This window comes from Nodosilinea sp. LEGE 06152 (assembly GCF_015207525.1).
Classification (GTDB): Bacteria; Cyanobacteriota; Cyanobacteriia; order Phormidesmidales; family Phormidesmidaceae; genus Nodosilinea.
In genome coordinates this window covers 117519-132231 of the sequence record NZ_JADEWR010000001.1, presented here as the reverse complement: position 1 = coordinate 132231, position 14713 = coordinate 117519, and the positions used below count along the sequence as shown (strand labels likewise).

Annotated in this window: 9 protein-coding genes and 1 pseudogene; 4 read left to right on the top strand and 6 right to left on the bottom strand. The window is 56.7% G+C overall.

Annotated features, from left to right (window positions below):
- The first annotated feature begins 103 nt into the window (after nucleotides 1–103).
- Together IQ265_RS00610 and IQ265_RS00605 are read left to right on the top strand one after the other, a co-directional pair.
- Entirely contained in the window at nucleotides 104–3169 is a 3066-nt protein-coding gene (locus IQ265_RS00610) for an MFS transporter (protein WP_228037452.1), read from the top strand.
- A gap of 192 nt (nucleotides 3170–3361) precedes the next feature.
- On the top strand, nucleotides 3362–4540 hold the full coding sequence (locus IQ265_RS00605; RefSeq protein WP_347404899.1) for a PQQ-dependent sugar dehydrogenase: 1179 nt from the start codon (nucleotides 3362–3364) through the stop codon (nucleotides 4538–4540).
- 257 nt (nucleotides 4541–4797) lie between these two features.
- On the opposite strand, the gene IQ265_RS00600 is transcribed toward IQ265_RS00605, so the two are convergent.
- The 6 genes and pseudogenes from IQ265_RS00600 to grpE form a co-directional block, all read right to left on the bottom strand.
- Nucleotides 4798–5022 carry a DUF2811 domain-containing protein gene (locus tag IQ265_RS00600; RefSeq protein ID WP_106866571.1) on the bottom strand — a complete coding sequence of 75 codons (225 nt, stop codon included), beginning with the start codon at nucleotides 5020–5022 and terminating at the stop codon, nucleotides 4798–4800.
- 512 nt (nucleotides 5023–5534) lie between these two features.
- Nucleotides 5535–6692, bottom strand: a pseudogene (rsgA, locus tag IQ265_RS00595) (small ribosomal subunit biogenesis GTPase RsgA).
- A 3-nt stretch (nucleotides 6693–6695) separates the two neighbouring features.
- Nucleotides 6696–6944: a sulfurtransferase TusA family protein gene (locus IQ265_RS00590; RefSeq protein WP_194050275.1), complete on the bottom strand. Its 249-nt coding sequence runs from the start codon at nucleotides 6942–6944 to the stop codon at nucleotides 6696–6698.
- Nucleotides 6941–8062 (bottom strand): molecular chaperone DnaJ, encoded by a 1122-nt coding sequence (dnaJ, locus tag IQ265_RS00585; RefSeq protein WP_194050274.1) that lies wholly within the window; start codon nucleotides 8060–8062, stop codon nucleotides 6941–6943. Before dnaJ ends, IQ265_RS00590 begins: the two co-directional genes overlap by 4 nt.
- Nucleotides 8063–8162: 100 nt before the next feature.
- Nucleotides 8163–10118 (bottom strand): molecular chaperone DnaK, encoded by a 1956-nt coding sequence (dnaK, locus tag IQ265_RS00580; RefSeq protein WP_194050273.1) that lies wholly within the window; start codon nucleotides 10116–10118, stop codon nucleotides 8163–8165.
- A gap of 229 nt (nucleotides 10119–10347) precedes the next feature.
- Entirely contained in the window at nucleotides 10348–11046 is a 699-nt protein-coding gene (gene grpE, locus IQ265_RS00575) for a nucleotide exchange factor GrpE (RefSeq protein WP_194050272.1), read from the bottom strand.
- A gap of 349 nt (nucleotides 11047–11395) precedes the next feature.
- On the opposite strand from grpE, the gene IQ265_RS00570 reads away from it, so the two are divergent.
- A complete protein-coding gene (locus IQ265_RS00570; RefSeq protein WP_194050271.1) occupies nucleotides 11396–13408 on the top strand; it encodes a GspE/PulE family protein in 2013 nt (670 codons plus the stop codon).
- A gap of 156 nt (nucleotides 13409–13564) precedes the next feature.
- Nucleotides 13565–14689, top strand: coding sequence for a type IV pilus twitching motility protein PilT (locus IQ265_RS00565; protein WP_106866578.1), 1125 nt, complete (start codon nucleotides 13565–13567; stop codon nucleotides 14687–14689).
- The last annotated feature ends 24 nt before the right edge of the window (nucleotides 14690–14713 follow it).

Below are 14713 nucleotides of genomic sequence, written 5' to 3'. Positions count from 1 at the left end.
CCCTGCCAGATGTCAGCCCCAGGAAAAACGGGTCTGATTAAGGAGCAGAGCAAAGGGATGACCCAACATGATTGGATGGTTGAGCGGGATACAAACACATGATATGGGGTGGCTGCCTCTGGCTCAGGTGCCAGTAGCACCAGTAGCGCCAGGGTCACCAGTCGTAACCCCAGAGGATGCTGCCCTCATTTTTTCGGGGCCGCAGTTTTTTATTGCCCTGGTATCGGGGCTGGTGCTGGCCTTTGGGTTTCAGCTGCTGCTGACTAACCTGTCGGTGGCCGTTGGCATTTCTGCCCTTGGGCGTAGCAGCTCTGGCAAACACTCTAGCGATAACGGCAGCAGCCCGCCTATTACCACTGCTGTGGGGCTTTGGACCATCATTACGGTAAGTCTGGCTCTGTTTTTCGCATGTCTGCTAGCGGTTAAGCTAAGCCTCCTTAACAGTGCCCTACTGGGAGCTATTACCGGCTTGGTAATTTGGGGCACCTATTTTTGTCTACTATTTTGGGTCAGTTCTACCACGGTTGGTTCCTTAATCGGTTCGGTGGTAAAAACGGCCACGTCTAGTTTTCAGTCCCTGATGGGTACTGCAACCTCTGCTTTAGGTGCTCGAGCCGCTAGCAACCAGGTTGTGGCCACCGCTGAGGCTACCGCCGCTGCCGTGCGTCAGGAGCTAATGTCTGGCTGGGACAACACTGATATAAAAGATACGCTGCGCGACTACATCTCGACCCTGCGATCGCCGAGTATTGATACGGCTGCTCTAGAATCTGAGTTTGAGCGCCTGCTGCAGGAATCCGGTGTGGCCCGCGCCGATCGCGAGGCTCTGGCTCAGATCGATCGCAGCGCCTTTGAGCAACTGGTCAGCCGCCGCACCGATCTGTCGGCCCAGGAAACTCGCCGGATTGCCGATCGCCTGTACCAGAGCTGGTGCCGAGCTGTGGGTCAAACCCCAGACCGCAATTCTATGGCCGAGCTTACCGACTACCTGAAGTCGGCCCAGCGCGATGAGCTGATGTCGGGCCAGCTGCGCGATCGCCTCGACCAGCTGCTGTCGAGCAACAGTAAAGATCAGTCAGACTCCGGGCAAACACCGGGATGGCTGCAGCAGGGAATGGGCATGCTGATGGGCGTTGCCATGCAGCGCCTTGACCTCAATGACATGGACATGTCCGATATTCTGAGCCAGCTCAAGCAAGCGCAGAGCAAGGTGAGTGGTGCCGCAACTGCGATCGCATCGAGCTCATCGAGCAACGAAAACAAGGAATCCTATAACGTTGTCAAAGCCGACGTTGAAGCCTATCTCTCTAGCGCCTATCCCTGGCAGCTCCAGCCCGAGCGCATGAAGCAGGACTTCTGGCAGGTCATCTACGACCCCTTTGCCGACCCCGGTCAGCTGCGTCAGGCGCTGCTGCCCCTCAATCGCGCGTTCTTTACCGATATTCTGTCCCAGCGGGGTCTGCTCACCCAGCAAGAAATTTCTCGGGTGTCGGCCCAGCTTGAGGATGTCCGTCGGCATGTGCTGGCAGAGGTCTCTGAGCGCTATCGTCTAGAAGCCGCCAAGACTCTGCAAACTCGGGTCTACACCTTCTTGCAGCGGTCTACCCGCGATGAGCTGCTGGCTAGCGACAGCGGCGATCGGTTTACTCGCGTCATCGAAGACCCCTACGCCAAGGCTGAAGATCTGCGCGATCGCTACGCCATCTTTGGCTACGCCACCTTCCGCGATGCCCTGCAGGCACGGGGTGATCTCAGCGAAGCCGAGGTCGATCAGGTGGCCCACACCCTAGAGCGATCGATGAACAACGCTGCGGCCGATGCCGCCGGGCTGCAGGCTGCGGCCACCGCCCGCATCGACAACCAGTGGCAGGGGCTGCAAGACTACCTGCGCTCTACAGGTAAGTCTGAACTCAACCCCGAGGGCATTAAGGCCGACCTTCAAACCCTGCTCGCTGAGCCCGATGCGGGCCTGCACCAGGTGCGACAGCGGCTCGCTCAGTTCGATCGCGACACCTTGGTGCAGCTGCTGAGCCAGCGCAACGATATGAGCGAAGAGCAGGTTCAGCAAACCATCGATCAGGTTGAGGCCAACTGGTACCAGACCATTCACGCTCCGGCCGCTCTGAATGCCCAGGCTAAAGCTAAGTACAACGAAGCGACTACGGCGATCGAAAACTACCTGCTGAAGACCGGCAAGCCCGAACTCAACCCTGCTGGTATCAAGCGCGACCTTGAGCTGCTGGTGCACGACCCCCGACTGGGGCTCCAGGCCGTGCAGGGGCGTCTATCCGATATGGACCGCGACACCCTGGTGAAGCTGCTCAGCCAGCGCGGCGATTTAACCGAGGCTGAGGTCAACCAGACCATTGACGACCTGCAGGGGGCTGTCAACGACTTGCTCAAGCTGCCCCAGCGCTTAGCCCGTCGGGCCAAGACCCAGGCGATTTCCTTCGAGACGGCGCTAGAAGACTACCTGCGCAACACCGACAAGGACGCCCTCAATCCCGAAGGTATTAAGCGCGACCTGAAGCTACTGCTGCAAGACCCCCGGCTAGGGGCCGACCGGCTGCAGACTCGGCTGTCTAGAATCGATCGCGATACCGTGGTGGCCCTGCTTGCGCAACGCCCCGACATGACCCAGGCCGAGGCCGAGGCCGCTGTCGACCGGGTACTGGACATTCGGCACCAGTTTGTGGCTCAGATTCGCCAGGTGCAAGACCGGGTGCAGGGTGTTATCGATGGCATTCTCGGCCGCATTCGCCAGTACCTCGACTCCCTCGATCGCCCCGAGCTAGACTACTTCGGCATCAAGCGCGACCTACAGCAGCTCATGGCCGACCCGAAAGCTGGTGTTGATGCCCTGCGCACTCGCCTCAGCCAAGTCGATCGCGATACCCTGGTGGCTCTGCTGAGCTCCCACGACGCCATCTCCGAGGCCGATGCCCAGCGCGTCATTGCCCAGATAGAAGATGTGCGGACTACAGCTCTCAGCAAAGCCGAACAGCTGGAGCACGAAGTTGAGAAACGCCTCAACGAAATGCGCTACCAGGTTGAGAAGCAGGTGGAAGACACCCGCAAAACCGCCGCCGCTGCCTCCTGGTGGATTTTTGGCACCGCCACGATATCGGCCATCTGCGCCGCGATCGGAGGCAGCCTAGCCACCCTCTAGCCATCCTCGCTATGGTAAAAGCAGCCATCCTACCGAGGGTGGCTGCTTATTGGTTTCTAGGGTTGATTGTTGCCCAGGGTAACCGTGCCCCCTCTAGCTCAATTCAGCCCCGATTGATTCAACCGTTACGACCTTTAATACACCTACCTGACTATGGGTTCTCACTGGTATAAACCCCTTTTTGCTCCCCTAATTGTGAGTTTTGCTCTAGTTAGCTGCGCCGCCTCTGCCCCACAGAGTGGCCCCGCTAGCGAAACCGCCCCGGAACCGGCTCAAGAAACTGCCCAATCCTCACCTCCTCCCGTGGTCGAGTCAGTAGAGCCTGTCACCCTAATTGAGGGGCTAGAGCACCCCTGGAGCATGGTCTGGCTACCCAACGGCGACATGCTGATTACCGAGCGTCCAGGTCGTCTGCGCCGGGTCAGTAATGGCGAACTAGACCCTACCCCCATCGCTGGCGTTCCCAACGTGCTGGCCCTGAGCCAGGGCGGGCTGTTAGACCTCGCCCTGCACCCCCAGTTCGAAACTAACGGCTTAATCTACTTTGCCTACGCCGACGGCAATCAGCAAACTAACCGCACTCAGGTCGCCCGCGCTCGCCTAGATGGCAACACCCTCACCGACTGGACGGTCATCTTTACCAACAATCGCGACAAGTCTGGCGGGCAGCACTTTGGCTCTCGTCTGCTGTGGCTGCCCGACGACACACTGCTGGTGGCCCTGGGCGATGGCGGCAACCCGCCCCTACAACTCGAGGGCGAGCTGATCCGTAACCAGGCCCAAAATCGTCAGTCGCTCCTTGGTTCGGTCGTGCGCATTACCGACGAGGGCAATGCCCCCGCCGACAACCCCTTTCTCGACGAGGCCGACGCCAACCCGTTAATTTGGAGCTACGGTCACCGCAATATTCAGGGCCTGGCCCTAGATCCGGAGACTGATCAAGTTTGGTCTACCGAGCACGGCTCTCGGGGCGGCGACGAACTCAACCGATTAGAACCGGGCGAAAACTACGGCTGGCCGGTGGTCACCTACAGCGAAGAATATTCTGGCGGCCCCGTTTCTACCGAACAGTCGCGCCCCGGCATGGTCGACCCCGTCACCTACTGGACACCGTCCATTGCACCGTCGGGACTGGCGGTGTATCGGGGCGATCGCTATCCCCAGTGGCAGGGCCATCTGTTTGCGGGTGGGCTAGTGTCGCAAGACGTGAAACGTATTGAGCTAGACCCCAGCAGCGGCAGCGTGGTCAACGAAACCTCAATTCCCATTGGCCAGCGGGTGCGGTCGGTTAGCCAGGGTCCAGACGGCTTTCTCTACGTACTCACCGATGACTCCAACGGACGGCTGATTCGCCTTGAGCCAGCGTCCTAAACGTTTGTCTGTGGTCTATCCATAACTATCCCTAAAAAAGCAAAGGGCACTTCCACTGAGTGGAGGTGCCCTTTGCCTACTGGGTCTCAGCCTTCAAAACGACCCTGAATAGAACAATGAAATGCTTTGGTAACGGCATTGGGAGGGGCAGTGCGCCAAAATTCTCCCTAAGTGGCTCGGCCCTGAAACTTCCTTGCTTTAGAACTTCCTTGCTTTAGAAATGGCTCAAGATTGAGATATTTCAGGCTGCGACTAGGTTAGGCCGCGTAATCAAACACGGCATCGAGATAAAGGCGGTTAATGCGGCGATCGCTGATGCCGTTCTGCATCAAAAATAGTGACAGTGCCGCGCAAAACACCCGATGCTGGCTCCAGGACGGGTGGGTCTCCACGTAGTCGCGCATGGCCTCAAACAGTTCCTCCGGCACTTCCACGCTCAAACTAATTCTCGATGCCATTGCCGTCATTGATTGTTCACTCATCTCCACTTCCCCAATCTGAAACTAGACGCCAAAATACTGCCCCTGCCAACATCCTTCGGCGACTGGATCCCTTACTGGTAGGGAATTTGGAGGCCACTCGCGAGGTTGGAACAGAAGCGCTGTGTAAGCTGGTCGCATCATTGTCACCAGATGGCCGGGGGATGTCAATCTTGCCAACCGCTCCCTAATCCGCTATCCCAAATTGGCCCTAGACGAGGCTTTAAGGGTTTCAGCGATCCCCGCCAAATTCAACTGTAGCTACAGCTACACAATAGATCGGGCGTACCTGTGGACAACTTCAACGTTCAGTTCTAGCTCAAACGGTTGTAATACCGTTCGCGCCTGGGGAAAACCTGGGCGTAACTGGGGAAAACCCTGGGGAAAACCCTGCTAGAAAAAGAAGAAAATATAAAATCCAGCTGAGTTTCAGTTTTTTAATAATTCGCCTAATTTCACTTGCGCCTAGATTGCGTGAGCCCTACCAAATACCTCCTTCTCCAGGTATTGACGCATCAGCTCAACTCCCCATCCTCCAACTGTGGATCCAGAGCATCCGTCTGCTCATCGCTGTCCTGGTATAGCGCCTCAAGGGTTTGCTTCTGCTGGCGGCGCGACGGGCGGCGGTACTTTTTAGCCTGAAGCTTAGGTTCCTGGTGCTGCCGTCCCTTCTCGCCCACCCTGAGCTTGAGGGCGGCATCGGGGTCTCGCTGCCGCTGCAGGTTGTCCTCGTAGGCCAGAGCCTCCTCTAACAGCATCAGGTAGAAGTCGTAGCGCGGCCAGTCAGCATCCACTGCACAGCCAGGGTCACCCCGATGCAAGCAGTCACTAAACTGGCATTGCCCCTGGGCAAGTCGCTGCCGCAGTTCTGGAAAACACTGGCCCAGGGCGGCTGGGGTAAGGGCTAAATCAGGTTGGTTAAAGCCAGGCGTATCGGCCAGCAAGCCGCCTCCCGGTAGCTCAAACAGCTCTACATGGCGGGTAGTGTGCCGCCCTCGACTCAGCTTGCCCGATACCGCGCCTGTTCTTAGGCTGGCTTGGGGAATGAGCCGATTGATCAAGCTTGATTTGCCTACCCCAGACGGCCCAGAAATAACGGTTGTATGTCCTTGCAGCAGCGGCTGGAGCGTTGCAAGGGGAGCATCTTCTTCCTGAACACTCATGAGGGTGACCGTATAGCCCCACTGGCTGAGCTGGTCTTGCCAATAGTATCGAGTGTCGGCACTGACCAGGTCCTGCTTATTGAGCAAGACGCTTACCGGCACTCCTGTAGATTCAGCCTGAACTAGAAATCGCCCCAGTTGCTGAGGATCTAGATTGGGCTCCGCCAGGGCAAAGACCAGCAAAATTTGGTCGACATTGGCCACTGGCGGACGTTCAAGTACGCTTTGCCGAGGGGCCACGGCTGCGATCGCAGCTCGCCCCCCAGCCCAATCTAKMYCCTNCAGSMASWSSSGSKMYYYCWCCATCACCTGTTGGCCAGTTTTCTTAAGCCGTGCTCGTCGGGTGCACAGCAAAACGCCTCCGGACGTCTTGAAGGGCACAGCCGCATCAGACATAACCGCGTCGGGCGCAGCTGTGTCCAACTTGACTCGGTAATAGTTGGCCTGAGTTGCAATCACCAGCCCCCAGGGGCCAGCGTTATCAACGCCGCTGGGGCCGCACAATGCCATTACCTAGGCCGGACGCCGCACGTGCAGAACAAAATAGTCGACACAGGGCTCCAGGCGTTCGATCGCGTAGCCTTCCATCGTCAAGCTATCGGGCACCTGCTCCACCGGTTCGCCAGCGTCCAGCCACACCTCCAGCAGGGCTCCTGGGGCCATTTTCTCAAGCTGTAGCTTGGTGCGCACAAAATTGATTGGGCAGGGGGTACCCCGCAAGTCCAACTGGCTATCCACAGGGGTAGACGCTGAATGACTCATCCTCGAAATAGCCCCCCTAAAAAGCCTTCGATGCCGCCTCGATTGACCTTGTCGCCGCGAATCTCCGCCAGTTTTTCAACCAGCTCGCGCTCCTCAGGCTTAAGTCGAGTCGGAATATCGACCTGAACTGTAATTAAGTGATCTCCCCGGCTGACTGGATTACCCAGCTTAGGCACCCCCCGATTGTCAAGGGTGAGCACAGTACCGGGCTGAGTACCCGCCGGCACGTCGAGTTCTTCGGGACCATCAACAGTGTCGATAGCAAGCTTGCAGCCCAGAATTGCCTGTAGATAACTAATCTTTAGGTCAGAGAGAATATTGATGCCGTCACGCTTAAAGGCTGCGTCTTCGGCCACAAACAGGTAAACGTACAGGTCGCCGGCCGGGCCGCCCCGCAGTCCGGCATCGCCTTCCCCCGAAACCCGCAGTCGGGTACCGTTATCGACCCCTGCCGGCACGGTAATCTTCAGCTTCTTGGTCTCCTGGGTCTGACCACTGCCGCCGCACACTTCACAGCGGTCCTCAATGACTTCACCAGTGCCACTACAGGTGGGGCAGGCCGATACCTGAGTAAAACTGCCAAAGGGCGTACGGGTTGCCCGCCGCACCTGGCCGGTGCCGCTACAGGTACCGCAGGTGCTGGGGCGCGTACCAGGCTTAGCCCCACTGCCCGTGCAGGTGCCGCAGGTTTCTAAATGGCTGATTTTAATTTCCTTTTCGCCACCGAATACAGCCTCTTTAAAGTCGAGGCGTAAGTCGAGGCGGAGGTCGTCGCCTCGCGTTGGTCCCCGACGCCTGCCACCCTGGCCCGCACCGCCCGAGAATCCGCTAAAGAAGCTTTCAAAGATATCAGCAAAGCCGCCCATGTCACCAAAGTCTTGGTAGCCACCAGCGCCAGCCCCAATCCCAGCTTCTCCAAAGCGATCGTAACGAGCCCGAGTCTCGGGTTCTGAAAGCACTTCGTAGGCCCGGTTAATCTCTTTGAAAGTATCTTCAGCCCCAGGATCTTTATTGACATCCGGGTGGTACTTACGGGCCAATCGACGATAGGCCCGCTTAATTTCATCCTGGTCGGCGTTGCGCGAAATACTTAGAATGTCATAGAAATCACGGGCCATAGGGGGCTACCTAGACAACTCCAGCAACAATCAAACATTAAACCATTTTAAAAGGAGTGCCCACTTTGACCAGGGGTGATACCCGCCCCCAACCCCAACCCTAGTCAATGGCTTCGTAGTCGGCAGTGACGGTAGCATCTAGCTCTGAGTCACTATCGTAGGTCGCCTCATCATAGCCATCCTCTCCGGCCGCAACGTTGGCAAAATCTGCTGTCGCGATATCCATGTCTACATCAGCACTGCCTTCGGCATCGCGGTAGACATTGGTACCAATGGCAAAGATAGCCGACTGCAGCGCATCAATACACCCCTGGAATATGCCAACGTCAATGCTAGGAGACTGGGTAGCTGCCCGCAGCTCATTGGCCTTCTCTTCTAGATCGGCTCTGGCCAGATCGTCGAGCAGACTGCCATGGTCGCGCAGGGTAGCCTCGTAGCTGTAGAACAGGTTGTCGGCCCGGTTCGTGAGCTCCGCCAGCTGCCGTCGCCGCCCGTCTTCATCGGCGTAGGTTTCGGCTTCCAGGCGCATGCGCTCGACCTCGCTGTCGTTAAGGCCACCCGTGTTGGTAATGCAGATGCTCTGGGCGCGACCGGTTCCCTTATCAAGGGCCGCTACCTTAAGAATGCCGTCGGCGTCAATTTCAAAAGACACCTCAATTTGCGGCACCCCCCGCGGAGCCGGAGGAATGCCAGTCAACTCAAACTTACCCAGGCTCTTGTTGTCTTTGGCCATGGCCCGCTCGCCCTGCAGGACATGGATTTCAACGGAGGTTTGGCCGTCAGTAGCGGTGGAAAATACCTGAGATTTGCTGGTAGGAATAGTAGTATTGCGCTCAATGATCTTGGTAAACACCTCCCCTAGGGTTTCGATTCCCAGGGAGAGCGGCGTAACATCCAGCAGTAGCAGATCTTTGACCTCGCCCCCCAGTACCCCCGCTTGAATTGACGCCCCTAGAGCAACAGCTTCATCAGGATTGACAGAGCGATCGGGAGCTTTACCGTTGAAATAGGCGCTAATGGCCTGCTGCACGGCCGGAATGCGAGTAGACCCGCCTACCAGGAGAATGCGATCGATCGCATCGGGACTGAGGTCTGCATCTTTAAGCGCCTGCTTGACGGGTTCTAGAGTAGCCTGTATTAGTTCTGAGGCAAACTGCTCAAACTGAGCGCGAGTGAGGGCCATTTCTAAGTGTTTTGGACCCGACTCATCGGCCGTGATAAACGGTAGGTTAATTGAGGTCGAAGGCATGCTCGACAGCTCGATCTTGGCCTTTTCGGCAGCTTCCCGAATGCGCTGAAGCGCCATGCGATCGGCGGAGAGATCAATACCCTCGGTCTCTCGAAAAGCGGCCGTCATCCACTCAACAATACAGTTGTCGAAGTCGTCGCCCCCGAGGTGGTTGTTGCCAGCGGTGGCCTTAACCTCAAAAACGCCGTCGCCTAGCTGCAGAATAGAGACATCAAACGTGCCGCCGCCGAGGTCAAACACCAGCACAATCTGGTCTTGGTCCTGCTTGTCAAGGCCGTATGATAGGGCGGCTGCCGTTGGCTCGTTAATGATGCGCAGTACTTCTAAACCAGCAATAGTGCCGGCATCTTTAGTAGCCTGCCGCTGGGCGTCGGTAAAGTAGGCCGGAACAGTAATAACTGCCTGGGTCACTTCTGTCCCCAGGTAAGTTTCAGCATCCTGCTTAAGCTTTTGCAGAATCATGGCCGAAATTTCCTGGGGCGTAAACGCCTTGCCCCGAATCTGCACGTCTACCGTATTGTCGCGTCCACTAACGCAGACATAGGGTACACGGCTGCGTTCAGCCTCGGTATCCTCCCAGCGACGGCCAATAAATCGCTTGATGCTGTAAACCGTATTTTCGGCGTTGGTAACCGCCTGGCGTTTGGCCAGTTGGCCCACCAGTCGTTCACCATTTTTGCCAAAGCCAACAATGCTGGGTACCGTACGGCCCCCCTCAGTGCTGGAAATTACAGCCGGCTTGCCGCCTTCTAGCACGGCGACACAGCTGTTGGTCGTTCCTAGGTCGATACCGATTACTTTACCCATAGCCCACGGTGCTCACTTAATCGTTCGCTATACCCTTCCAAAATCGGCCCAGATTGCTTTATATCCGGACTAATGTGACTAGGTTGCCCGCTTACACTCAGGAAGTTATCGTTTGCAGCGGCAATTTTCAGGGTATGTAACTCGGACCAGGGCAGATAGGGGGCAAAAACGCTCTATCTAGAGAACTTTGATCAGCGCTGTAGCACACTGACTACTGACCGATCTCGACCTATTCGGATGCGCTCCCATCTCCAGCATCGATGTTACTGGGGCCATCTTCTGGCGGAGCAGCGACCTTCACCATAGCGTGACGCAGCACGCGATCGCCCAATTGATAGCCCCGCACAAACTCCTCAATCACCGACCCTTCAGGGTGGTCGGCGGTAGGTTCGCGCATCACGGCCTCGTGCAGCAGCGGGTCAAATTCCTGGCCCTCAGCACGCATAGCCGAAACCCCTAAGCGCTTGAGGGTTTCAACGAGCTGCTTGTAGACGCTCTGATAACTTTTATGAATGGTCATCTCAGCTTCAGTTTGGGGCTTGATCTGCGATCGCGCCCGCTCAAAGTTATCGACAACCGGCAATAACTCAATAACAGTGTCACCTTTGATCTGAGTGGCCAACTCGTCTTTTTCTTTGCTGGTGCGCTTGCGGTAGTTCTCAAAGTCGGCAGCAATGCGCATTGACTGGTTGGCCCGGTCTTCGAGCTGAGCCTTTAACCCTGCCACCTGACGTTCCAAATCGGCCACAACGGCAGCATCAGCACTGCCCCCCTCGGTGGCGGGTTGTTCGACAGGGTCAACGGTAGCTGCCGCCGCCTCAACCATCTCGTCAAAGTCGATGTCAACGGCGTCTGCTTCAAGGAGTTCTTCGATCGCTTCAGGTTCAGAAGCTGGATCGTTCTCGGGGTGGTGAATGTCGTCAACCATGCTGATACGTAACCCGACGGTGAATGCAACAATTTTGTCTGGGCTTAAAGCCTACCCCAACAGGAACTAAACCTGCCGCAGTGGTTTGCCTTTAGCACTGCCTCTGATTCTATCGTGGATTGCGGGTTTCACCGCTCCAAGTTCCGCCAACCTTGGCCCGCAAGATGAGCCCACCTGGTCCTGCCGTGGTGCAGATAAATTGGATAAGGGTATTATCGAGACTACGGGGTCAACGCGGGTAGGGCTTGCGATCGCGCTAACCAGTAGGTGCAGCCTCCCGTTTAGGGCATACTGCCTGCATAGGATTGGGTTCAAGCCTTCTTCACATCAGTATTTTGGCATCAGCGCTATGACTAATTCCTCCTCCTCCCGACGAGCTCTGGTACTCCAGCGGAGCTTTTCGCCCTTCGGCAACAAGCTCATTCAAGCGGGCTATGTTGACTCTGAGCAGATGCAAAAAGCTTTGGCAGAGAGCCGCAAAAGTGGGCAGTCGCTAACTGATGTCCTTGAATCGCTCACCGGGCAGCAACTCTCCCCCGAGCTCCTGCGCCAGTATAAAAAGCAGCAGCTCTTCGAGCTTAAAATTCTTTACGGCGTTGAGTCGCTCGATCCGGAACTCGACAACATCTCCCCGGCCCAGATTGGCCACCTGATCGATACCCTGGTGCCGGTTGATATCTGCCGTCGTCACCGTCTAGTGCCCCTATCTAAGGATGAGGGTGAGGGCGATGTCTCCTCAGTGCTGGTAGCCATGGTTGACCCCGAGAACCTGGAGGCCCAGGACGATCTCAACCGCATTTTGCGGCCCCAAAATCTGGCTCTCAAGCGTATGGTGATCACCGTTGAAGACTATCAGCGGTTGATGTCGACCTACTTAGACGATGCGGTCGCCAAACAGAAAAAAGAAGAGCTAGATGCTGCCGTCGACGTCAACACCAACCTAGAAGAACTCGACTTTGGCGATGGCAGTCTAGAAGACGTTATTGACGAAGAAGCTGACCTGGGAGCCGCCCTGAAGGATGCTGGTGCAGCTCCGGTGATTGCCCTGGTCAACAAAATTCTGGCCAAAGCGCTACAAGAAGGCGTTTCTGACATTCACGTTGAGCCTCAGGAAGAGTTTCTGCGGGTGCGCTTTCGCAAAGATGGCGTGCTCACAGAAGCTCTGCCCAAAATGCCCAAAAAGATTATCCCCGCCGTTACCGCTCGCTTTAAGATCATTGCTGAGTTAGATATCGCTGAGCGTCGAGCTCCCCAGGATGGCCGAATTCGGCGGGTGTTTCAGGGCCGCAAGGTTGACTTCCGGGTCAATACTCTACCCAGCCGCTGTGGTGAGAAGGTCGTGCTGCGGATTCTCGACAACTCTGCCACTCAACTCGGCCTTGACAAGCTGATTACCGATCCTGACTCGCTGCGCATTGTGCAGGATATGGCCTCCCGCCCCTTCGGCCTGCTGCTAGTGACAGGCCCAACTGGCTCCGGTAAGACCACTACCTTGTACTCAGTTCTCTCGGAGCGCAACGACCCCGGCATTAACATCAGCACCGCTGAGGACCCGATTGAATACACGCTACCGGGTCTAACTCAGGTGCAGGTGATTCGGGAAAAAGGAATGGATTTTGCCTCGATTCTGCGCGCCTTTTTGCGTCAGGACCCAGATGTCATTCTGGTGGGTGAGACCCGCGATCGCGAGACGGCTAAGACCGCGATCGAAGCAGCCCTGACCGGGCACCTGGTTTTGACGACCCTGCACACGAACGATGCGGCGGGCGCGATCGCCCGCCTCGATGAAATGGGGGTTGAATCCTTCATGGTCTCCAGCGCCCTGATTGGGGTGCTGGCTCAGCGCCTAGTGCGAAAAGTCTGCTCTGAGTGTCGTGTTGCCTATACACCCAGCCACGAGGAGTTAGCTCACTTTGGCCTAGCGACCGCCTCCGAGGCCGACATCACCTTCTACAAAGCCAATACACTGACGGCCGAAGAGATTGCCGCCGCCAAAGGAAACAACACGCTTTGCCCGCTCTGCCAGGGCGGTGGCTACAAAGGCCGGGTTGGGGTATACGAAGTATTGCGAGTCACTGAGCGGCTGCAAAAGCTAATTTCTGAAGGAGCACCTACTGAGGTGATCAAAGAGGCTGCGGTCGAGGAGGGCATGCAGACTCTGCTGGCCTACAGCTTAAACCTGGTGCGCCAGGGATACACCACCCTTGATGAGGTAGAACGAGTAACCTTTACTGATACAGGACTAGAGGCCGAACTCAAGGCCAAGCGCAAGGCTTCTCTAACCTGCGCCTGCTGTGCAGCCGAGCTGCAGCAAGACTGGCTCGACTGTCCCTACTGTCTCACTCCTCGTTTTCAAGATTAACGATTCGTTTGTCAAGGATCTTGACAGCATTTCGCTTCAAAATGGGAATCTTGTTACCAGCACCAGGCCTTGGGGCACTAACTATTTTTTGACTTCGCCCAAACTGCTCTAACGCTGCACTCTCCTACATTCTCTACCCCCCCATGAGGTAATTCTATGGAATTGATGATCGAAGACTTGATGGAAGAGGTCATTGAGCGAGGCGGCTCTGACCTACACCTATCGGCGGGGTTGCCCCCCTACATCCGCATCAGCGGCAAACTGACGCCCACCGAGCACGAACCGATGACCCCTGAGTCGTGTCAGCGGTTGATTTTTAGCATGCTCAACAACACTCAGCGCAAGCAGCTAGAGCAAACCTGGGAGCTTGACTGCTCCTATGGCGTGAAAGGTCTAGCTCGCTTTCGGGTCAATGTCTACAAAGACCGAGGCACTTACGCGGCCTGTTTGCGGGCGCTGAGTTCCAAAATTCCCAGCATGGAGACGCTGGGGTTACCGAACATTGTGCGAGAGCTATCGGAGAAGCCGCGTGGGCTTATTCTCGTGACGGGGCCAACCGGGTCTGGTAAGTCGACCACCCTGGCTTCGATGATCAACAACATCAATATGACTCGACCCGAGCACATTCTGACCGTTGAAGATCCGATCGAGTTTGTCTACGAACCGATTAAGAGCCTTATTCACCAGCGCCAGATTGGGGAAGACACCAAGAGCTTTGCCAATGCCCTGCGCGCCGCCCTGCGGGAAGACCCCGACGTCATTCTGGTGGGTGAGATGCGGGACCTAGAAACCATCTCGCTGGCCATTTCAGCTGCAGAAACGGGCCACCTTGTATTCGGCACGCTGCACACCAGCTCGGCGGCTCAAACCGTTGACCGTATGATCGACGTGTTTCCTCCCGAACAGCAGCAGCAGATTCGGGTGCAGCTGTCAGGCTCTCTAGTGGCGGTGCTGAGCCAAACCCTGGTGCCCAAGGCAAACGTCAAACCCGGCGAGTATGGTCGCGTTATGGCTCAGGAAATTATGGTGATCACCCCCGCTATTGCCAACATGATTCGAGAGGGCAAAACCCCTCAAATTTATGGCGCAATTCAAACTGGGGGTAAGCTGGCGATGCAAACCCTGGAGAAAGTGCTGGCCGACCTGTATAAGGCAGGCACAATTTCCTTTGAGGCAGCCATGTCTAAAACCTCTCGCCCTGACGAGCTACAACGACTCATTGGGGGAGCACCAACGCCCAATGCCGCAGCACGCCAAGGGGCGGCGGCAGGTCGCCACTAGCGCCTTGACGCACAAAGCACGCGA

Excerpts from the sequence above, each read along its gene's own strand:
- IQ265_RS00600 (WP_106866571.1), bottom strand. The coding sequence starts at position 5,022 with ATGAGTGAACAATCAATGACGGCAATGGCATCGAGAATTAGTTTGAGC.
- IQ265_RS00570 (WP_194050271.1), top strand. The coding sequence starts at position 11,396 with ATGACTAATTCCTCCTCCTCCCGACGAGCTCTGGTACTCCAGCGGAGC.
- dnaJ (WP_194050274.1), bottom strand. The coding sequence starts at position 8,062 with ATGGCCCGTGATTTCTATGACATTCTAAGTATTTCGCGCAACGCCGAC.
- IQ265_RS00590 (WP_194050275.1), bottom strand. The coding sequence starts at position 6,944 with ATGAGTCATTCAGCGTCTACCCCTGTGGATAGCCAGTTGGACTTGCGG.
- dnaK (WP_194050273.1), bottom strand. The coding sequence starts at position 10,118 with ATGGGTAAAGTAATCGGTATCGACCTAGGAACGACCAACAGCTGTGTC.
- grpE (WP_194050272.1), bottom strand. The coding sequence starts at position 11,046 with ATGGTTGACGACATTCACCACCCCGAGAACGATCCAGCTTCTGAACCT.
- IQ265_RS00565 (WP_106866578.1), top strand. The coding sequence starts at position 13,565 with ATGGAATTGATGATCGAAGACTTGATGGAAGAGGTCATTGAGCGAGGC.
- IQ265_RS00610 (WP_228037452.1), top strand. The coding sequence starts at position 104 with ATGGGGTGGCTGCCTCTGGCTCAGGTGCCAGTAGCACCAGTAGCGCCA.